This is a genomic window from Azospirillum sp. A29, assembly GCF_042604625.1.
GTDB lineage: Bacteria > Pseudomonadota > Alphaproteobacteria > Azospirillales > Azospirillaceae > Azospirillum > Azospirillum palustre.
Genome location: NZ_CP170463.1, coordinates 261255 through 281998, shown reverse-complemented (window position 1 = coordinate 281998; position 20744 = coordinate 261255). Strand labels below are relative to the sequence as shown.

16 protein-coding genes are annotated in these 20744 nt (G+C 66.7%); 10 read left to right on the top strand and 6 right to left on the bottom strand.

Going from position 1 to position 20744, the window contains the following annotated elements; genetic code table 11:
* Nucleotides 1-166: 166 nt before the first annotated feature.
* A complete protein-coding gene (locus ABNQ38_RS09775; RefSeq protein WP_377807288.1) occupies nucleotides 167-1588 on the top strand; it encodes an HD-GYP domain-containing protein in 1422 nt (473 codons plus the stop codon).
* 6 nt (nucleotides 1589-1594) lie between these two features.
* Here ABNQ38_RS09775 and ABNQ38_RS09770 read toward each other — a convergent pair whose 3' ends face one another.
* On the bottom strand, nucleotides 1595-2227 hold the full coding sequence (locus ABNQ38_RS09770) for a TetR/AcrR family transcriptional regulator (protein WP_377807287.1): 633 nt from the start codon (nucleotides 2225-2227) through the stop codon (nucleotides 1595-1597).
* Between the two features lie 90 nt (nucleotides 2228-2317).
* On the opposite strand from ABNQ38_RS09770, the gene ABNQ38_RS09765 reads away from it, so the two are divergent.
* On the top strand, nucleotides 2318-3436 hold the full coding sequence (locus ABNQ38_RS09765) for an efflux RND transporter periplasmic adaptor subunit (RefSeq protein WP_377807286.1): 1119 nt from the start codon (nucleotides 2318-2320) through the stop codon (nucleotides 3434-3436).
* Nucleotides 3433-6555 carry an efflux RND transporter permease subunit gene (locus tag ABNQ38_RS09760; protein ID WP_377807285.1) on the top strand — a complete coding sequence of 1041 codons (3123 nt, stop codon included), beginning with the start codon at nucleotides 3433-3435 and terminating at the stop codon, nucleotides 6553-6555. The genes ABNQ38_RS09765 and ABNQ38_RS09760 overlap by 4 nt, the downstream gene beginning before the upstream one ends.
* Before the next feature lie 169 nt (nucleotides 6556-6724).
* On the opposite strand, the gene ABNQ38_RS09755 is transcribed toward ABNQ38_RS09760, so the two are convergent.
* From ABNQ38_RS09755 to ABNQ38_RS09735, 5 genes are all read right to left on the bottom strand, one after another.
* A complete protein-coding gene (locus ABNQ38_RS09755; protein ID WP_377807284.1) occupies nucleotides 6725-7879 on the bottom strand; it encodes an acyltransferase family protein in 1155 nt (384 codons plus the stop codon).
* Between the two features lie 265 nt (nucleotides 7880-8144).
* Nucleotides 8145-9647: a sodium:proton antiporter gene (locus tag ABNQ38_RS09750; protein ID WP_377807283.1), complete on the bottom strand. Its 1503-nt coding sequence runs from the start codon at nucleotides 9645-9647 to the stop codon at nucleotides 8145-8147.
* Between the two features lie 114 nt (nucleotides 9648-9761).
* On the bottom strand, nucleotides 9762-10139 hold the full coding sequence (locus tag ABNQ38_RS09745; RefSeq protein WP_377807282.1) for a DUF1850 domain-containing protein: 378 nt from the start codon (nucleotides 10137-10139) through the stop codon (nucleotides 9762-9764).
* 1 nt (nucleotide 10140) lies between these two features.
* Nucleotides 10141-12231 carry a TRAP transporter permease gene (locus ABNQ38_RS09740; RefSeq protein ID WP_377807281.1) on the bottom strand — a complete coding sequence of 697 codons (2091 nt, stop codon included), beginning with the start codon at nucleotides 12229-12231 and terminating at the stop codon, nucleotides 10141-10143.
* A gap of 25 nt (nucleotides 12232-12256) precedes the next feature.
* Nucleotides 12257-13231 carry a TAXI family TRAP transporter solute-binding subunit gene (locus ABNQ38_RS09735; RefSeq protein ID WP_377807280.1) on the bottom strand — a complete coding sequence of 325 codons (975 nt, stop codon included), beginning with the start codon at nucleotides 13229-13231 and terminating at the stop codon, nucleotides 12257-12259.
* A 345-nt stretch (nucleotides 13232-13576) separates the two neighbouring features.
* Between ABNQ38_RS09735 and ABNQ38_RS09730 the strand changes: the two genes are divergently transcribed.
* The 7 genes from ABNQ38_RS09730 (at nucleotide 13577) to ABNQ38_RS09700 (ending at nucleotide 20625) form a co-directional block, all read left to right on the top strand.
* A complete protein-coding gene (locus ABNQ38_RS09730; RefSeq protein WP_377807279.1) occupies nucleotides 13577-14077 on the top strand; it encodes a (2Fe-2S)-binding protein in 501 nt (166 codons plus the stop codon).
* Nucleotides 14078-14156: 79 nt separating this feature from the next.
* Nucleotides 14157-16547, top strand: a complete 2391-nt coding sequence (locus ABNQ38_RS09725; RefSeq protein WP_377807278.1) for a xanthine dehydrogenase family protein molybdopterin-binding subunit — start codon at nucleotides 14157-14159, stop codon at nucleotides 16545-16547.
* A gap of 28 nt (nucleotides 16548-16575) precedes the next feature.
* On the top strand, nucleotides 16576-17367 hold the full coding sequence (locus ABNQ38_RS09720; protein ID WP_377807277.1) for an FAD binding domain-containing protein: 792 nt from the start codon (nucleotides 16576-16578) through the stop codon (nucleotides 17365-17367).
* 70 nt (nucleotides 17368-17437) lie between these two features.
* Nucleotides 17438-18361 (top strand): AAA family ATPase, encoded by a 924-nt coding sequence (locus ABNQ38_RS09715; protein WP_377807276.1) that lies wholly within the window; start codon nucleotides 17438-17440, stop codon nucleotides 18359-18361.
* A 7-nt stretch (nucleotides 18362-18368) separates the two neighbouring features.
* Nucleotides 18369-19586 (top strand): VWA domain-containing protein, encoded by a 1218-nt coding sequence (locus ABNQ38_RS09710; protein WP_377807409.1) that lies wholly within the window; start codon nucleotides 18369-18371, stop codon nucleotides 19584-19586.
* Nucleotides 19583-19912, top strand: coding sequence for an XdhC family protein (locus tag ABNQ38_RS09705; protein ID WP_174469352.1), 330 nt, complete (start codon nucleotides 19583-19585; stop codon nucleotides 19910-19912). The genes ABNQ38_RS09710 and ABNQ38_RS09705 overlap by 4 nt, the downstream gene beginning before the upstream one ends.
* Entirely contained in the window at nucleotides 19909-20625 is a 717-nt protein-coding gene (locus ABNQ38_RS09700; protein ID WP_377807275.1) for an XdhC family protein, read from the top strand. The genes ABNQ38_RS09705 and ABNQ38_RS09700 overlap by 4 nt, the downstream gene beginning before the upstream one ends.
* The last annotated feature ends 119 nt before the right edge of the window (nucleotides 20626-20744 follow it).

Below are 20744 nucleotides of genomic sequence, written 5' to 3'. Positions count from 1 at the left end.
TTTCCGCCGGATTCTGGGGCGGAAGCTGGATTCCCGCAGGGGGAACCAAGTCTCGATCCGTGTGCGGATCCGTGCGCGGCGCGGCCGGAAATAGTGACGCTTGGCATCGGCATCGTCCAGATCGGCCTACCTCGCGACCTGGATACGCTGCAAACGGATTATGGCGATGAGCGCGCAGACAGAGACGTTGCAGGCAGAGAAGTTGCGGACAGGCATGACGATGACGGCAAAGGGCGAGCGGCGGCGTCTCAGCCTGCTTTTCAGAACAGTGCCTGACCGCCATTCCGACGTGGCGGCGATGCGCCTGCCCACCCCCGGCACGGTTCTGCTGCGTCTGGCCGGCATCGCCCTGTTCCTGGCGCTCGCAGTCGGCGGCATCGCCTTTCTGGTCGAAGTCGAGATTGCCGATAACCGGGTGGTCGAACTGGCACGGGAAGAATCGGCGGCGTTTCTGACCGAAACCCGCACATCGCTGGCCGCCGGTGCCGCCGATTCCGATCTGGAGGCGTCGTTGCAACATTTCATGGCCAGTCGCAACGGACTGCGCCTGAACCATGGTGACGGCCGCTTCATCGTCGCGGAGCTTTACAGCCCGGACCAGCGGAAGACGGCCGAATACATCGCTCCCGGCGCGGAATGGGCGGAACAGCGGATGTCCGCCACCCGGCACGGCTTCCCCACCGACGGAGACTCCATTTACGACCGCTTCACGCTGGACGGACAGATCTTCATCCAGACGATGGAGCCGCTGCTCGATTCCGACGGTCGGCTGCTCGGTTATCTCGAAAGCGTTTTCCAGCTTTCATCCCGCCGGTCCCATGAGATCCTGCGCGACACCGCCACCGTCGTCGCCGTTTCCTCGCTGTCGGTTCTTGTGACCGCGCTCGTCCTCCTGCCGATCTTCGGCTCCTACAACCGGGGCATCCTGCGGCTGTCGCGCGGCCTGCTCGACGCCAACATCGGCATGCTGAGCGCGCTGGGCAGCGCTATCGCCAAGCGCGACAGCGACACCAACGCCCACAATTACCGGGTAACGGTCCTCGCCATCCGTCTGGCCGAGGCGCTGGGGGTGGAGGACGCGGCGATCCGCAAGCTGGTGAAGGGCGCCTTCCTGCACGATGTCGGCAAGATCGCCATTCCCGACAGCATCCTGCTGAAGCCCGGCAAGCTGGACGCCGAGGAGTTCGCGGTGATGAAGACTCATGTTGTCCACGGGTTGGACATCGTCGGCTCGTCCGACTGGCTGTCCGACGCGGCCGATGTGGTCGGCGGCCATCACGAGAAATTCGACGGGTCGGGCTATCCCAACGGCCTTAAGGGAGAGGCGATCCCGGTTGCCGCCCGCATCTTCGCCGTCGCCGACGTGTTCGACGCGCTGACCTCCCGCCGCCCCTACAAGGAGCCGATGTCCTACGCCGCGACCATGGACATTCTGGCCGAGGGCGCCGGCCGGCATTTCGACCCGGCGGTGCTTGCCCGCTTCACCGCCATCGCCGCCGGCCTGCACGAGCGGCTGACCGCCCTTGGCGACGATGGGGTGCGGGAGGAGCTGCGCGGACTGGTCACGCGCTATTTCAAACTGGCGTAAACAGGGTCACGCGGTGAGCCCGCGCAGGAACAGGTCAACCGCCTTGTCGACGAAGGCATGGCGTTCCTCCTCCGTCGGCGTGGGGCACAGACCCAGCACCAGCTGGCAATAAGCGCCGCCCTGCATGGCGGACAGGAACTGCCGGGCGACGAAGGCCGGATCGTCGGTGGCGATCGCACCGCGGTCGTTCAGCCGGGTGAACAGGGCGACGAAATTGGCGATCCCCTGCTCCGGCCCCGCCTGGAAATAGAGCTGGGCGGCGAGCGGCATCCGGGTCGCCTCCCCCACCACCGCCTGATGGACACGGATCGCCGCATCCGACCACAGCAGGTCGGTGAAGCGGCGACCGACCTGGATCAGGACATCGCGCAACGGCATGCCATCGAACATCTCCGGCGCAAAGCGCAAGCCGCGCCGCTCGCACTCGGCGGAGATCACCGCGGTGTAAAGCTCTTCCTTCGATGGGAAGCGGGTGTAAAGCGTCGTCTTGGACACACGAGCCTGCTGCGCGACCTGATCCATCGACGCGGCGGCATAGCCGAGTTCCAGGAACACCTCCCGCGCGGCGACGACGATCTGTTCCGCCTTCGCGTCGAGCGACGGGGCGGGGTGGGACGCTTTCTGCTCCGATGACTGCACTGAACTGTACCGTTCACTCTTGACGTTGGCTGGGGGCCGGAGTAGGACGGTAACAGTACGATACAGTCCAGTCCAGTGGGGAGACGTGGTATGGCCCTGTTCCGCGAAAGGCGGCTTGCGTCCGCTGTCATGGCGACAACGGCGCTTCTGACGGTGGCGGGCCTGCTTGCCGGCTGCAACGAAACGCAGTCCGCTTCCCCCCCGGCGGAAGCAGAGGTGCGTCCGGTCCGCGTCGCCACCGTCACGCTGGAACCGCTGGTCGACAGCGTGCGCTACGCGGCGGTGATCCGCCCACGGGTGGAGGCAGATGTCGGCTTCCGCGTCGGCGGCAAGGTGACCGCCCGACTGGTGGAGATCGGCACCCGCGTCGAACCCGGCACACCGCTGGCCCGCCTCGACCCCACCGATCTTCAATTGCAGATCCGCGCATCGCAGGCGCAGCTCGCCTCGGCGCGGGCCGACGCCGCCAACGCCCGCAGCGATTTCCAACGCTACGCCAGCCTGCGCCAAGGCGAGTGGACCACGCGCCAGGAATACGACCGCCGCAAGACCACGCTGGACAAGGCGGAGTCCAAAGTGCGCGAGGTCGAGGCACAGCTGCGCGTCCTCGACAACTCCGCCCAATATGCCACGCTGGTGGCGGACGAGGCCGGCATCGTCACCGCGACTCTGATCGAGCCGGGACAGGTCGTCGCATCCGGCCAGACCGCCCTGCGCGTCGCCCGGCTGGGCAGCCTGGAGGCGGTGGCGAACATCCCCGAGCAGAGCGTCGCCGCCCTGCCCCGCCAGACGCTGGCGGTGGAGCTGTGGTCGCATCCGGGCCGGAGCATTGCCGGCAGCCTGCGCGAGGTCTCGCCCAGCGCCGACGCCAACACCCGGACCTTCCAGGCGAAGATCACGCTGACCGATCCGCCGCCCACGGTCCAGCTTGGCATGACCGCGACCGTCGTCGCCGCCGCCGACCATGGCGCACCGGTCGCCCGTGTTCCCCTGAGTGCTCTGGCCCAACGAGAGCAGAAGCCGGCGGTGTGGGTTCTGTCCGCGCCGGACGACCGGCTGGAGCTGCGCCCCGTGACCGTCGCCGCCTATGCCGGCGACCTCGCGCTGATCGGCGGCGGGCTGAAGGACGGCGAGCGCGTCGTCACCGCCGGCGTGCACAAACTCGACGCCGGCCAGAAGGTCCGCGTCTGGACGGAGCCGGCGCGATGAACCACTCCCGCATGAACCTGTCGGCCTGGGCGCTGGCCCACCGCACGCTGGTGCTGTTCATGATGCTCGCCAGCGTTCTCGCCGGTGCGCTGGCCTACAAGACACTGGGCCGGGCGGAGGATCCGTCCTTCACCTTCAAGGTGATGGTGGTGCGCACCCAATGGCCGGGTGCCACCGCGCGTGAGGTCGAACAGTTCGTCACCGACCGCATCGAGAAGAAGCTGGAGGAGGTGCCCTACTACGACGTGGCTCGCAGCTATTCCAAGCCCGGTGAGTCGGTGATTTTCGTCCAGTTGAAGGACTCCACCCCGCCGAAGCTGGTGGCGGACCTGTGGTATCAGGTGCGCAAGAAGATTGGCGACATTCGCAACACCCTGCCCGACGGCGTGGTCGGCCCCTTCTTCAATGACGAATTCGGCGACGTCTATTCCGGCATCTATGCCTTCATGGGCGAGGATTTCACTCCCGCCCAGCTGAAGAAGGTGGCCGAACAAGCGCGTGCCCGACTGCTGAAACTGCCGGGTGTCGAGAAGATCGACCTGATCGCCCCGCAGGAAGAGCGCGTCTATGTCGAGATCTCCAGCCAGCGGCTCGCCAGCTTCGGTCTGCCGGTCGATTCGGTGATCCAGGCGCTCCAGCGCGAGAACGCCATCGCCGCATCGGGTGACGTCGATACCGGATCGCAGCGCGTCTATGTCCGCCTCGACCTCGGCCTCGACACCGCGGCGGCGGTGCGTGCGATCCCGGTGGAGAGCGGCGGCCGGCTGCTGACCATCGGCGACGTGGCGGAGGTCAAGCGCGGCTATGTCGAACCGCGGCGCTACACCCTGCGCTACAACGGTCGCGACGCCATCGGTCTCGGCGTGGTCATGGCGAAGGGCGGCAACGTCCTGAAGCTGGGCGAACAGCTCGACGTGGCGATGGAGAAGGTCCGCGCCGAACTGCCGGTCGGGCTGGAGGTGGCGCAGGTCGCCGACCAGCCGAAGGTGGTCGAACATTCCGTCGGCGAATTCATGGAATCGCTGGCCGAGGCGCTGGGCATCGTCATCCTGGTCAGCCTCGTCAGCCTGGGCTGGCGCACCGGCATCGTCGTGGCGCTGGCGGTGCCGCTGGTGCTGGCGATGACGCTGGTGGCGATGCAGATTCTCCACATCGACCTGCAGCGCATCTCGCTGGGCGCCCTCATCATCGCGCTCGGCCTGCTGGTCGACGACGCCATCATCGCGGTGGAGATGATGGTGGTGAAGATGGAACAAGGGTGGGACCGGCTGAAGGCCGGCGCCTTCGCCTACACCTCCACCGCCTTCCCGATGCTGAGCGGCACCATCGTCACCGCTGCCGGCTTCGTGCCGGTCGGATTCGCGGCCTCGGCCGCCGGCGAATACACCAATTCAATCTTCTGGGTGGTGGCGCTGTCGCTGCTGCTGTCCTGGGTGGTGGCGGTGATCTTCACCCCCTATCTCGGCTGGCTGCTGCTGCCCAAGCCCAAGCATGTGGTGCCGGACGGACACGAGCTGGACATCTACGACACCCGCGCCTACCGCATCCTGCGCGGAATGATCGAGGCCTGCGTGCGGGCGCGCTGGATCACCATCGGCGTGACGGTGGCGGCCTTCGTCACCGCACTCGTCGGCTTCGGCCATGTCCAGCAGCAGTTCTTCCCGTCGGCCAGCCGGCCGGAGCTGTTGATCGACGTCCGGCTTGCCGAAGGCTCCTCCTTCGAAGCCACGGCCGCCGAAGTGAAGCGGATGGAAGCAGTGCTGGCCAAGGACCCGGACGTCGATTACTGGGTCGCCTACACCGGCGGCGGGTCGCCGCGCTTCTACCTGCCGCTCGACCAGCAGCTGGAGACCGCCAACTTCGCCCAGTTCATGGTGATGACCAAGGGGCTGGAGGAGCGCGAGCATTTCATGCAGCGGCTGGAGCCGACTTTGGACTCCGACTTCCCGGCTGCCCGCGTCCGCATCGGCCGCCTGGAGAACGGCCCGCCGGTCGGCTACCCCGTACAGTTCCGCGTCACCGGCGAAGACCCGGCAACCATTCGCAAGATCGCCTATCAGGTGCGCGACACCATGCGCGCCCACCCCAACACCGCCAACGTCCATCTGGATTGGGATGAACTGTCCAAGCGCATCCGGCTGGAGGTCGACACCGCCAAGGCCCGCGCGCTGGGCGTGTCGAAGCAGGATCTGTCCAACGCCCTGGAACTGCTGCTGAACGGCATGTCCGTCACTCAGTACCGCGAGGGCACGGAACTGATCGGCGTCCTGCTGCGCACCACGCCTGAGGAGCGGATGGACCTGTCCCGCCTGGGGGAGCTGAACATCCGCACCGGTCGCGGCACCACCGTGCCGCTCAGTCAGGTCGCCACCGTGCGCTACGAGCTGGAGGAACCGGTGCTGTGGCGCCGGGCACGCGAGACGACGATGACGGTCAAGGGCGACGTGACCGGCGGCTTGCAGGCCCCGGTGGTCAGCACCCAGTTGAACGGGCAGTTCGACGCCCTGCGCGTCACCCTGCCCGACGGCTACGCCATCACCATGGGCGGCGCCATCGAGGAGAGCGCCAAGGGCCAGGACTCGATCAATGCCATGATGCCGGTAATGCTGCTGATCATGGTCACCACGCTGATGCTGCAATTGCAGAGCTTCTCGCGCGTGTTCATGGTCCTGCTGACCGCTCCGCTGGGGCTGATCGGCGTCACCGCCTCGCTTCTGCTGTTCAAGCTGCCCTTCGGTTTCGTCGCCATGCTGGGTGTGATCGCGCTGGCCGGCATCATCATGCGCAACTCGGTCATCCTGGTCGACCAGATCGAACAGGACATCCGCAGCGGCCGGTCCCGCTGGGAGAGCATTGTCGAGGCGACGGTGCGCCGTGCCCGCCCCATCGCCTTGACGGCAGCGGCGGCGATCCTCGCCATGATCCCGCTGACGCAGAGCGTGTTCTGGGGTCCGATGGCGGTCGCCATCATGGGCGGTCTGGCCGGTGCGACCGTGCTGACGATCTTCTTCCTGCCGGCGCTCTACGCGGCATGGTTCCGCGTGCCCCGGCCGGAAAGGGAGGAGGTGGAGGACAACGGCTTGAGCGGCGCGCTGCCGAAGCCGGCGCTGGGGGATTGATGCCCTACTCTTTTGCTCAAGCTTGACCGCGGTCAAGGGGAGCGCGTGTCATCCGTGACAGGATGGCGCCACAATCGATCTCCCGATTGCATCATCACTGCTGATGATCCTCTTTCGTACTGTGCCTTCGCGCCCGGCGGCCTCAGCCCCCGGGCGCTTTTTTTTGGCCTCAGTCTACCCGCCTGCCCGCCGTCGCCAGCGTCAGCCGGCCGAAGCGCGGCCCCCCCCGCAGCAGGCGGCGCCCGCCGACCTCGATCCGGCGATAGGCCGGGCCGGCCATCAGCAGGCAGGCCGTGACCATCGCCAGCATGAGCGCCATCGACCAGCTGCCCGGCAGCGCCTTGCGGTCATGGATGCCGAGCCCCAGCCCCAGCATCCGCGTGGTGGCATATTCGACGAAGCCGTGGATCAGATAGAGCGAATAGGACACGTCGCCCAACCAGACCAGCGGCCGGACATTCAGCATCCCCGCTGCCCGGCCGTGGTTGGCGACGGCCGCCAGGATCAGCAGGGCAAACAGCGGCACGGCCAGCAGGTCCGGCCCGCCGGTGTGGAGAAGCAGCAGGATCGCCACCACCACCCCGGCCATCGTCAGGTCGCTCGACAGCACAGACGCGGCGAGCCCGCTGCGGAAGGCGCTGTAGAGCAGGGTGCCCAGCAGGAATTCAGGCAGGCAGCGCAGCAGGGTCTGCGGCCCGTCCCACTGGTTCAGATTGTCCTGCGTTGCCCAGGCCAGCGCGAAGAGTGTTGCCAGCGCGCCGACCGCCAGCAGGGCCTGCGCCCGGCCGCTCGACCGCCAGACCCAGGGCAGCGCGAAGGGAAAGACCAGATAGGCCATGAACTCCAGGCTGATCGACCAGGCCGGATAATTCCAGCTCAGCATGCTGGCATAAAGGCCCTGGAGCATGAACAGGTTGGCGACCAGGGCCCAGACCGATTCAGCCCCTTTCAGCGGGATTGCCGGGAAGCTGCCGGTGGCGGCGTACTCCACCGCGCGGACGGCCAGCGCCGTCGCCACGAACAGCAGCAGGACCGCCAGATGCAGCGGATAAAGTCGGGCAATGCGCGCCCGCAGGAAGCTCCAGTATTTGTCGCCGACCGAGTCGGTGAAGGTGCCGTGATAGACATGCGTCAGCACGAAGCCGCTGAGCATGAAGAACAGATCGACGGCCAGATAGCCTTTCTGCACCAGATGCGTGTAGCTGTCCGGGTGCAGGTTGGGAAAATATTGGAAGCTGTAGTGGTACAGCACCACCCACAAGGCCGCAATGCCGCGCAGCGGGGTCAGGGAGTGGAGGTGGCCGGGGTTGGTCTGCGTGCTCATGGCGCAGGCTCCGGCCGCTCAGACCGATGGAACCTGCCCCGCCGATGGGACTTGGTCCGAGCAGGATTGCCTGGGCGCAGCCATCGGCCGCCCCGCCTTGAAGCCCGCACCCGTGTTCCAGCCGAGACCCTTCGAAACCACGTCACCCTCCAGGCGTTACGCCGCGCGAGACCCGTCCGATGTCGGACGGAAAGGCGGCCCCAGTGCGGGTTAACGGCGGAGGTGACGATTGGTTTCGTTGCGGGCTGTTACAGATTGAGGACCGTTACAGGAAGAAGACCAATGTGGTCAGTCCCAGCAGCGGCACCAGGATGCCGAAGGACCAGGCCATATAGCCGAAGAAGCTGGGCATGGCGACGCCGCGCTCCTCAGCAATCGCCTTGACCATGAAGTTGGGAGCATTGCCGATATAGCTGTTGGCACCCATGAACACCGCACCGGCCGAGATCGCGGTCAGCGTCAGCGACAGATCCGTCATCAGCACCTTCGCGTCGCCGCCGGCGGTGTTGAAGAAGATCAGGTAGGTCGGCGCATTGTCGAGGAAGCTGGACAGGATGCCGGCCGCCCAGAAATAGGCGGCGGGGTTCGGCTTGCCGCCCTCGTTCACCGCCGAGATGATGGCGCCCAGCGCGCCGTCGGTGCCGGCCCGCAGGATGGCGATGGCGGGGATGATGGTCAGGAAGATGGCGGCGAACAGCTTCGCCACCTCCAGGATCGGACCCCAGCTGAAGCCGTTCAGGCGGCGGCTCTGCTTGCTGGTGAGAGCCAGCGACAGGCCGGTGATGCCCAGCAGCAGCAGGTTCGACACGATGGTCTCCAGCGGCACCGGCACATGGTACAGCGTGACACCCGTTCCCGGATGCCAGATGCCGCTGAGCAGCACCGCGCCGACGATGGCGACCAGCAGCAGCAGGTTGACGCTGCCCTCGATGCGAATCGGTTCGCGCTCGTGCACGCCCTCGATCAGCGGGTGCTTGCCGGGATCGCGGGTGTGCAGGAAGAGATCGAGCGCGAAATAGATCGCGAGCAGCAGGCCCGACAGGAAGGCCATCGGCGCCAGCAGATGCACGGTCGGCCAGAAGAAATCGACGCCCTTCAGGAAGCCAAGGAACAGCGGCGGGTCGCCCAGCGGGGTCAGCGACCCGCCGACATTCGACACCAGGAAGATGAAGAAGACGACCGTGTGGACCTTGTGGCGCCGATGTTCGTTCGCGCGCAGCAGCGGGCGGATCAGCAGCATCGAGGCGCCGGTGGTGCCCATCAGGCTGGCCAGCACGGTTCCCAGCGCTAGCCCGACCGTGTTGGCCATCGGCGTCCCCACCAGCGACCCTGCCAGCCGCACGCCGCCCGCCACCGTGAACAGCGCGGTCAGCAGAACGATGAAGGGGATGTATTCCAGCAGGACCGTGTGCAGCAGCTCGTAGGTGGCAAGCTCGACCCCGAAGGTCGCGGCGAAGGGAAGCAGGAAGGCCAGGGCCCAGGCAGCCGAAATCTTGCCGAAATGATGGTGCCAGACCATTGGCGCCAGCAGCGGGAACAGCGCGATCGACAGCAGGATCCCCGCGAAGGGCACCACCCACGCCGCACTCATCAACCGCCCGTCCAGATGCGGCACGCCGGCATGGGCGACCTCCGCCGCCACCTCCGCGGCTTGCACCCCATGCGTGCCCAGCAGCACGCCGACGACGGCGAGTGCCCCCCAGAGATAGGCCGGGAGAACGGTCGGGAGGATGGATGGGCGCCGTTGGAGCGTTGGGGAAGTGATCATCGGTCCGGAAAATAGGCTGACGAAAGGAACGGGAGTATGCGGACTGACGCAGCGTAAGCCAAGCCGGAAGGGGCGGCAGCGACACGAACTTTCGTATGCGGGTATGCGCCGGTCCTATGGGCAGGCCCGCAAGGTGATGGCCCGATCCATGCTCCCCGTCCAGCCGGAGAGCGGCCGACAGTCACCGCCCGCACACAGCCGATGCTCTGCGGTGAATCCGGATGCCGCCAGCGTGACGCTGTCCTGCGGCGGCAGGTCCGGCCTCCAGGCCATCCAGCCATCCGCGGTCATCCGGGCATCCGGGCCGGGCTCCATGCCAGCACCGGTGCCACGGATGCGGGCCTCGACCAAGCGCAAGCGCCCCGTATCTACGCTCCACTGTTCCTGCCACTCCGTTTTTTCGATGGAGTGGGTCCAGGACAGGGTGAAGGCCGCTCCCGGCAGCGACGCCAGCAGCGCGCCGCCGAGGGCGAACAGGCAGAGACCGCTCACCTCACGCCGCGGCGGCGGTCGGCACGCTCCGGCGCCGGTGCTGCCACAACAGGAACAGGCCGGTCATGACGAAGGCGGCCTCGTCCGTCAGGGGCAGAGCCACGATGAACAGGAAGGAGGCCGCCGCAGCATAGAGACGGGCGACCGGCGACAGCGGCGTCCAGAAGAAGCCGATGGTGGCGGCCCCCCACAGGGCGATGGCGACGCAGGCCTTGACGAACACATAGCCCACCGCCAGCCAGCTCTCGCCTTGCAACACCAGGGCCGGATCGTAGACGGCCATGAAGGGCACGACATAGCCCGCCATCGCCACCCGCGTCGCGATCCAGCCGATCTCCATATGGTCGGCCTTGCAGATCGACGAGGCCGCCAACGCCGCCAGGGCGACCGGCGGGGTCAGGTCGGCCATGATGCCGAAATAGAAGACGAACATGTGGCTGACGATCAGCGGCACGCCCATGGTCAGCAGGGCCGGCGCGGCAATGGACGCTGTGATGATGTAGTTTGCCGTCGTCGGCAGGCCGGTGCCCAGCACGATGCAGGCGATCATCGTCAGAACCAGCGCCGCCAGCAGATTGCCGCCCGACCAGTCGACGATGGTCGAGGCGAAGCTGGAGGCAAGCCCCGTCAACGTCATCATGCCGATCAGCACGCCGACCAGGGCGCAGGCGACGCCGACACCGACCGCGTTCTTGGCGCCGTCGGCGACGCTGTTGACCACCAGCACCAGAGTCTGCCGGCCGCCCTTGAACAGCAGGCAGGGGATAATCAGCAGCACGACCATGGTGAAGGCCAGATGCTCCGTCCGGAACCCCAGCTTCCACAGGCCGGCGGCGACCAGCCCGACCGCGACCCAGAAGGCGACGCGCAACGCCATCGGCCCGATGGTGCCGACGATGGTGGTGCCGAGGATCAGCGCCGCCGTCGCCGCGATGCCGATGACACCCGCGAACAGCGGCGTGAAGCCGGAGAACAGCAGATAGATCAGCGCCGCCAGCGGCAGGATGAGGTACCAGCCCTCAATCACGGCACGAAGCGCGCTGGGGCACTGGTCCTTGGGCAGGCCGACGAGGTTGCGCATCCCCGCCTCCAGATGGACCATCCAGAAGGCGCTGCCGAAATAGAGAATGGCGGGAATCGCCGCGGCGATGGCGACCTCGCTGTAGGGCACGCCGATGGTCTCCGCCATGATGAAGGCGGCCGCCCCCATCACCGGCGGCATCAGCTGCCCGCCCATGCTGGCCGTCGCCTCCACAGCGCCGGCGAAGGCCGGGCGGTAGCCGAAGCGCATCATCAGCGGGATGGTGAACTGCCCGGTGGTCAGGACATTGGCGACGCCCGAGCCGTTGATGGTGCCCATCAGGCCCGACGAGATCACCGCCACCTTCGCGGGTCCGCCCTTGGCATGGCCGACGAGGCCGAGCGACACGTCGTTGAACAGCTTGATCATGCCGGCGCGCTCAAGGAAGGCGCCGAACAGGATGAACAGGAAGATGTAGCTGGCCGACACGAAGGTCGGCGTGCCGTAAAGCCCCTCCGTCGACAGGTACAGATTGTCGATCACCTGATCGATGTCGTAACCGCGGTGGGCGAGCCCGAAAGGCAGATGGCGACCGAACAGGGCGTAAGGGATGAAGACGCCGCACATGATCGGCAGCGCCAGCCCCATGATGCGCCGCGCCGCCTCGAACACCAGCGCCACCGCGACGGTGCCGACGATCAGGTCGGTGGTATTGGGATCGCCCGCCCGCTGGATCAGGTCGACCTCGAACACGTAATGATAGAGGCCGACCGCGAAGGCGGTCAGGCCCAGCAGCCAGTCGTACCAGGGAACCCGCCTGCGCTCCGCCGTCTGGCGGAAGCCGAACAGGGTGAAGGTCATCAGGAGCAGGAAACCGACATGGACCGCCCGCACCACCATGGTGGAAACCGGGTTGAAGGCGGCGGTCCAGATCTGGAAGGCGGAGAAGGCGACGGCGATGGCGAAGACCGCCCGCCCGTCGAACCCTTCGAATGCGGCCACCGTCGCCGGATTTTCCCGGTCGATGGCCTGGCGGATCTCGGAGTCCGCCTGATTCTTGTTTGCGCTCACCACGGCTTCTCCGCCCGTCAGTTTTTTACATCAAGCCCTTTTCCTTGAAGTACTTGATGGCGCCCGGATGCAGCGGCACCGGCGACTGGGTGGCGGTCTGGTCGAGCTTGATCTGCTTGGCGGCGACATGGGCGGCGGCCAGCGCGTCGAGATTCTCGAACAGCGTCTTCGTCATCGCATAAGCCGCATCGTCGGACACGCCGGAGTGGCTGACCAGCAGGTTGCGCACGGCGGCAGTCGGCACGGCCTCCGTCTGGCCCGGATAGGTGCCGGCCGGAATCGTTTCGGTGATGTAGGCGGCATCGCCGACCTTCTGCACCAGCTCGGCCGGAATGCTGACGACGGTGATCTCCTGGGACGAGGACAGATCCTTGATCGCCGCCACGCCGAGGCCGGCGGAAATCAGGGTCGCGTCGAGCTGGCGGTTCTTGATCAGATCGACCGACTCACCGAAGGGCAGATACTCGGTCTTGGCGAAATCCTTGTAGGTAAGTCCGGCGGCGCCGAAGATGGCCCGCGCGTTCAGCTCCGTCCCCGATTTCGGCGCGCCGACCGACACCCGCTTGCCCTTCAGGTCGGCCAGCGTCCTGATGCCCGATTCCTTGGCGGCGACGACCTGGATGTAGTTGGGATAGATGGCGGCGATGGTGCGCAGCTTGTCCAGCTTCTGCTTGAAGCCGACCTCCTCGTTGCCCTTCCAGGCATCGCTCAGCGAATCGCCCAGCGTGAAGCCGATCTCGCCGCGGCCGGCCTGGAGCAGGTTCAGGTTCTCGACAGACGCCTTGGTCGCCTGCGCCGTCACCTTCGCCCCCGGAAGCGCCTTGCCATACACGTTGGAAAGCGCCACGCCCAGAGGGTAATAGACGCCGCTGGTTCCGCCGGTCAGAACGGTGATGAAGGCCTCCGCATGCGCCGGAAGTGCGGCGAAACCAAGACCGATGCCGAAGCCCGCGGCCGTGCACAGGGCCAGGACGCGACGCTTCACAGATGGGCGATTCATGGTGGCACTCCCCGTCATCATTGCCGTGCCCGGATCGTTGCCGGGCGGATTTATTTTGGGCCCACAGAGCGTGGGCAGCCCCAACCCACTGTAACGCGCCACAAAATTGCGCGCCAGTACGTACAATCCGACATAACGATGGTTGCAATGCCATTCTTTCGGCCAAGCCATGCACAGGCTCCTTGACCTCGAAGGGCAGACACCCCCTATCCTTGTGGCACAAGACCGCCGACCGAAGCGGACACCACCACGGCTTCGGCCGACGGCGCGTCAATCGACAGCGATAAGTCCCAACTGCACGCCATACGACTGCAAGCCAGACTTCAGCCAGCGGGAGGAAAACCGATGTCCTGTACCGTTTCGATGACCGTCAATGGCAAGACGGTCTCGCGCGAGGTGGAGGAGCGCACACTGCTCGTCGCCTTCCTGCGCGAGCATCTTGGCCTGACGGGCACCCATGTCGGCTGCGACACCAGCCAGTGCGGCGCCTGCGTCGTTCATGTCGACGGCCGGTCGGTCAAATCCTGCACCACGCTGGCCATCCAGGCCAACGGGGCGGATGTCTTGACCATCGAAGGTCTGGCGGCGTCCGACGGCACGCTGCACCCGATGCAGGCCGCCTTCCGCGAGCATCACGGTCTGCAATGCGGCTTCTGCACGCCGGGCATGGTGATGAGCGCGGTCGATCTGGTCCGCGAGAACCCTAGCCCGACCGAAGCCGAAATCCGCGAGGGGTTGGAAGGCAACATCTGCCGCTGCACCGGCTATCACAACATCGTCAAGGCGGTGAAGGCGGGTGCCGAAGCGATGGCTGGGGCACAGGCAACGCCGGTCGCGGCCGAATAAGGGCGAAACGCCCAGAACAGAAAAGATTGCAGATCAGGCATTTCCGCATCTTCAGCGTTCCTGTGGGAGGAAACACGAGATGGCGAACCCCAATGGCATCGGCGCCTCGGTGCGCCGGCGCGAAGACCAGCGTTTTCTGACCGGCCGCGGCAATTACACCGACGATTTCAAGCGCCTGAACATGACCCATGCGGTCCATGTGCGCTCGCCCTACGCCCATGCCCGCATCCTGGGCATCGACTTCACGGACGCGGCGGCGATGCCGGGCGTGGTCGCCGTGCTGACCGGGGCCGACATGGAGGCCGACAAGGTCGGCAGCCTGCCCTGCGGCTGGCAGATCCATTCCAAGGACGGCTCGCCGATGAAGGAGCCGCCGCATTACCCATTGGCGCGCGACCGCGTGCGCTATGTCGGCGATGCGGTCGCGGTGGTGATCGCCGAGACCCGCGAGCAGGCGCGCGACGCCGCCGAGATGGTGGTGGTCGATTACGAGGAACTGCCGGCGGTGGGATCCTCCACCCGCGCGGTCGCCGGCGGTGCGCCGCTGGTCCATGACGATGCGCCGGACAATGTCTGCTACGACTGGCATCTCGGCGACAACGCGGCGGTGGACGCCGCCTTCGCCAACGCCGCCCATGTCGCGAAGATCGATCTGGTCAACCAGCGTCTGGTGCCGAACGCGATGGAACCGCGGGCGGCGATGGGCGAATACGACCAGTCCAGCGGCGAATACACCCTGACCACCACCAGCCAGAACCCGCACGTCACCCGCCTGCTGATGGGTGCCTTCGTGCTTGGCATTCCCGAACACAAGCTGCGGGTGGTGGCACCCGACGTCGGCGGCGGGTTCGGATCGAAGATCTTCCATTACGGCGAGGAGGCCGTGGTCACCTGGGCGGCGCGCAAGGTCGGGCGGCCGGTGAAATGGACCGCCGACCGCTCGGAAAGCTTCCTGACCGACGCCCATGGCCGCGACCATGTCAGCCACGCCGAACTGGCGATGGATGCCGACGGCAATTTCCTGGCGCTGCGCGTCTCGACGCTCGCCAATCTCGGCGCCTATCTGTCGACCTTCGCGCCATCGATCCCGACCTACCTCTACGCCACCCTGCTGGCCGGCCAGTACAAGACCCCGGCGATCTATGCCGAGGTGAAGGCGGTCTTCACCAACACCTCTCCCGTCGATGCCTATCGAGGTGCCGGCCGGCCGGAAGCCTGCTACCTGATCGAGCGGCTGGTGGATGTCGCGGCCGGCGTGATGGGCATGGACAAGACCGAGATCCGCCGCCGCAACTTCGTGCCGAAGGAGGCGATGCCCTACCAGACGCCGGTGGCGCTGCAATACGACACCGGCGACTTCGCCAAGAATCTCGACATCGCCTTGCCGCTGGTCGACTACCCCGGCTTCCAGCAGCGTCGTGCGGACTCGAAGGCGCGCGGCAAACTGCGCGGCATCGGTTTCGCGACCTACATCGAGGCCTGCGGCATCGCGCCCAGCAATGTCGCCGGTGCGCTCGGTGCTCGCGCAGGACTTTATGAATGCGCAGAAGTCCGTTTCCATCCAACGGGTTCGGTGACGGTCTTCACCGGTTCTCACAGCCACGGCCAGGGCCATGAGACCACCTTCGCCCAGATCGTGGCGGAGCGGTTCGGCATCCCGATCGAGAATGTCGAGATCGTCCACGGCGACACCAACAAGATCCCGTTTGGCATGGGCACCTACGGCTCACGCTCGCTCGCGGTCGGCGGCTCGGCCCTGGTGAAGGCGATGGACAAGGTGGAGCGCAAGGCGAAGAAGATCGCCGCCCACATGCTGGAGGCCGCCGAGACCGACATCGAGGTGAAGGAGGGCCGCTTCACCGTCGCAGGCACCGACAAGAGCCTGGGCATCGGCGACATCGCCCTGCAAGCCTACGTCCCGCACAACTTCCCGCTCGACGAGCTGGAGCCGGGGCTGGACGAGCAGGCCTTCTACGACCCGAAGAACTTCACCTACCCCAACGGCTGCCATGTCTGCGAGGTGGAGATCGATCCCGACACCGGCGTCACCACCATCGTCAGCTTCGCCGCGGTGGACGATTTCGGCAACGTCATCAACCCGCTGATCGTCGAGGGGCAGGTGCATGGCGGCCTCGTCCAGGGCATCGGACAGGCGCTCTACGAGAACTGCGTCTATGACGAGGAGTCGGGCCAGCTCGTCACCGGCTCCTACATGGACTATTGCATGCCGCGGGCGGACGATGTCCCATCCTTCACCGTGCGCTACCACGAGGACCAGCCCTGCACCCACAATCCGCTGGGCGTGAAGGGCTGCGGCGAGGCCGGGACCATCGGCGCCGCCGCCGCCGTGATGAATGCAGTGGTGGATGCGCTGTCCGACTACGGCGTCACCCACATGGACATGCCGGCAACGCCGGAGAAGGTCTGGCGGACCATCCGCGACGCCGCCCCAGCGATGGCGGCGGAATAAGACGGCCGAAGAAGAAGGAGGCTAGAGAATGTACGCGTTCACGTACCAACGGCCGACATCGCTTGCCGACGCGGCGACCGCCATCCAGGCGGAAGAGGCCAAACTGCTGGGCGGCGGCCAGACCCTGTTGCCGACGCTGAAACAGCGCCTCGCCCGCCCGACGGACCTGATCGACCTCGGCGCCATTCCGGAGCTGAAAGGCATCCGCGAGGCCGATGGAGGGTTGGAGATCGGCGCCTTCACCCGTCACGCGGAGGTCGCCCATTCCGACCTCGTCAAGCGGGTGATCCCGGCGCTGGCGAGCCTCGCCGAGGGCATCGGCGACCGGCAGGTCCGCAACATGGGCACGATGGGCGGCTCCATCGCCAACGCCGATCCGTCGGCCGACTACCCGTCGGCCGTGGTGGCGCTCAAGGCCACGGTGACCACCGACCGCCGGACCATCTCCGGCGACGATTTCTTCACCGGCATGTTCGAAACCGCACTGGAGCCGGGCGAGATCCTCAAGTCGGTCCGCTACTCCCGGCCGGACAAGGCGGCCTACGCCAAGTTCCGCAACCCTGCCAGCCGCTACGCCATCGTCGGCGTCTTCGTCGCGAAGTTCGGTGCCGAAGTGCGGGTTGCGGTGACCGGCGCCGCCGGCTCCGTCTTCCGCGCCACGGCGTTCGAGACGGCGCTGGCCGCCGACTTCCGTGCCGAAGCGCTGAACGGCCTGTCGGTGGAGGCCGACGGCCTGAACGCCGACATCCACGCCAGCGCCGACTACCGTGCCCATCTCGTCACCGTGATGGCGAAGCGCGCGGTGGAAGCGACGGGGTGATTTAACTCCCTCTCGCTCTCCTACCCCAGGGGAGCGAGAGGGCATTTCCTGTCCATTTCCAAGGCCCTCGATGACCGTAGCCCTCCCCGCCTCCGTCGATGACACGCTGGCGCTTCTCACCCGTGGCAATTACGTCGCGGACCGCTCGCTGGCGACAGCACTCTTCCTGGCCCTGAAACTGAAGCGCCCGCTGTTCCTGGAGGGCGAGGCCGGGGTCGGCAAGACGGAGATTGCCAAGGTCCTGTCGGCGACGCTCGGCCGCAAGCTGCTGCGGCTGCAATGCTACGAGGGGCTGGACGCCTCGTCGGCCGTCTATGAGTGGAACTACGCCCGCCAGATGATGGAGATCCGGCTGGCGGAGGCGTCCGGCGGACAGGACCGCGACTCGCTGGCCGCCGACCTGTTCTCCGAGCGTTTTCTGGTCAAGCGGCCGCTGCTCCAGGCGCTGGAACCGGACCTTGCCGGACCGCCGGTGCTGCTGATCGACGAGCTGGACCGCACCGACGAGCCGTTCGAGGCCTATCTGCTGGAGATCCTGTCCGACTATCAGGTCTCGATCCCGGAATTCGGCACCGTCCATGCGCCGGAGCCTCCCATCGTCATCCTCACCTCCAACCGCACGCGCGAGATCCACGACGCGTTGAAACGGCGCTGCTTCTACCATTGGGTCGATTACCCGAACGCGACGCGCGAGCGGGAAATCCTGTCGGTCAAAGCGCCGCAGGCCGATGCCCGGCTGGCAGCCCAGGTGGTCGGCTTCGTCCAGACCCTGCGCGGCCTGGATCTCTACAAGGCGCCGGGCGTCGCCGAGACGCTGGACTGGGCTCAGGCGTTGGTGGAACTGAACCAGCTGGAACTTGATCCCTCGGTCATCAACGACACGCTGGGCACGCTGCTGAAATACCAGGACGACATCGCCCGCATCCAGGGCAGCGAGGCGGCGCGCATCCTGACCCAGGTCAAGACCGAGCTGGCCGCCACCACCGCGCGGTGAGCGCATGATGACGGACCCCGTTCCGGCCGGGCGCCTCACCCTCAACCTGATGCATTTCGCCCGCGCGCTGCGCGCCGCCGGCCTGCCGGTCGGGCCGGGCAAGGTGTTGCAGGCGGTGGAGGCGGTGGAGGCGGTCGGCCTGTCGAACCGCACCGACTTCTATTGGGCGCTGCACGCCATCTTCGTGAACCGCCACGACCAGAGCGAGCTGTTTGACCAGGCCTTCCACGTCTTCTGGCGCAACCCCGACATCCTGAAGAAGATGATGTCGCTGATGCTGCCGAAGGTTCGGACGGAGGCGCCGCCCGACCAGCCGGAAATGGCGCAGCGCCTTGCCGAGGCCCTGCACGGCAGCGCCACCGAGCAGGAGGAGCCGGAAAAGACGGAGATCGAGATCGACGCCTCCTTCACCGTCTCCGCCGCCGAGCGTCTTCAGGACAAGGATTTCGAGAAGATGACGGGGGAGGAGATGGCCCAGGCCAGGCGCCTGCTGACCCGTCTCTCCCTGCCGCTGGCGGAGGTCACCACACGGCGCCACCGCCCCGACCCGATGGGCCCGCGGGTGGACCCGCGCGCCACGCTGCGGCGGATGCTGCGCAGCGGCGGCGATCTGTCGGACCTCGCCCGCAAGCGCCGCCGCACCCGGCCGCCGCCGCTGGTCGTGCTGTGCGACATCTCCGGTTCGATGACCCGTTATTCGCGGATGCTGCTGCATTTCATGCATGCGGTCACCAACGACCGCGACCGGGTCTACAGCTTTGTCTTCGGCACGCGGCTGACCAACATCACCCGCCATCTGCGGCACAAGGACGTCGATGTCGCGCTGGACGCCGTGTCGGGGGCGGTCGCCGACTGGTCGGGCGGCACCAGGATCGGCACCGCGCTGCACGCCTTCAACCGGACCTGGGCGCGCAGAGTGTTGGGACAGGGTGCGGTGGTTCTTCTCATTACCGACGGGCTTGACAGGGATGCAGGGGAAGGGCTTGCGGCAGAGGCCGAACGGTTGCACAAAAGCTGTCGGCGGCTCGTCTGGCTGAATCCTTTGTTGCGCTGGGAAGGCTTCGCGCCGAAATCCTCAGGCATCCGGGCGTTGCTGCCGCATGTGGACGATTTTCGTGCGGCCCACAGCCTGAACAGCCTCGCGGATCTGGCCGGCGCCTTGTCGGCCGACGGTCCGCGTCGTAGTCCGGGCTTGCGCCGCTGGTTGAAGGAGGCGGCGAGATGAACGACACCCTGATGGCGGACAACATCGTGGAACAGGCGGCCGCATGGCGGACAGCCGGCCGCAGGGTGGCCCTGGCGACCGTCGTGTCGACCTGGGGCTCCTCGCCGCGGCCGGTCGGCAGCCAGATGGCGGTCGACGACCGTGGATCCATGGCCGGCTCCGTGTCCGGCGGCTGCATCGAAAGCGCCGTGGCGCATGAAGCGGCCAAGACGATGGAGGACGGCGAACCGCGCCTGCTGTCCTTCGGCATCACCAACGAAATGGCCTGGGAAGTCGGGCTGGCCTGCGGCGGACAGGTACAGGTCTATGTCGAGGCCGTGGAATGAAACGCGAAATTCTGGACCGGCTGCTCGCGGCGAAGGCCGACGCAATTCCGGCTGCCCTGGTGACCGATCTTAACAGCGGCCTCCAGACGCTTGTTTTCGAAGACACTGTGCATGGCAGCTTCGGGCTGGAGCCCGACCTGCTGGACGAGGTGCGCCGGCGCATCCGCCAGGATCGTTCCGGCATGCTGGTCGATCCGCAGGACGAGGACGGCTTCCGGCTGTTCGTGCATGTCCACAACCCGGCCATGCGGCTGTTGATCGTCGGCGCCGTGCACATCGCCCAGGCGCTGGCTCCGGTGGCGGCGCTGACCGGCTATGACGTGACGGTGATCGACCCGCGCGGCGCCTTCGCGACCGAGGCGCGCTTCCCCGGCGTGAAGCTGAACCACCTTTGGCCGGACGAGGCACTGGCCGAGCTGAAGCCCGACGTCCGCACCGCGGTGGTCACGCTGACGCACGACCCGAAGCTGGACGACCCGGCGCTGATCGCCGCCCTGCGGTCTCCCGCCTTCTATGTCGGCGCGCTGGGCAGCAAGCGCACCCATGCCCTGCGCCTCGACCGCCTGCGCGACGAAGGACTGAGCGAGGCCGAAGTGAAGCGCATCCGCGGCCCGGTCGGGCTGTCGATCGGCGCCGTAACCCCGGCTGAGATCGCCATTGCGATCATGGGCCAGATCACCTGCGTGCGGCGGGGCGAGAACCATCCCTGCTGAGGTCTGAGGATCGGATTGGGGGAGCCATAGCCGTCTCCCCCAACCCACAACACCTTCCGCCCATTGCCCCGCTCCGGCCCGGTCGCCATATCCGTCGGCGAACACCGACCGCGCCCATC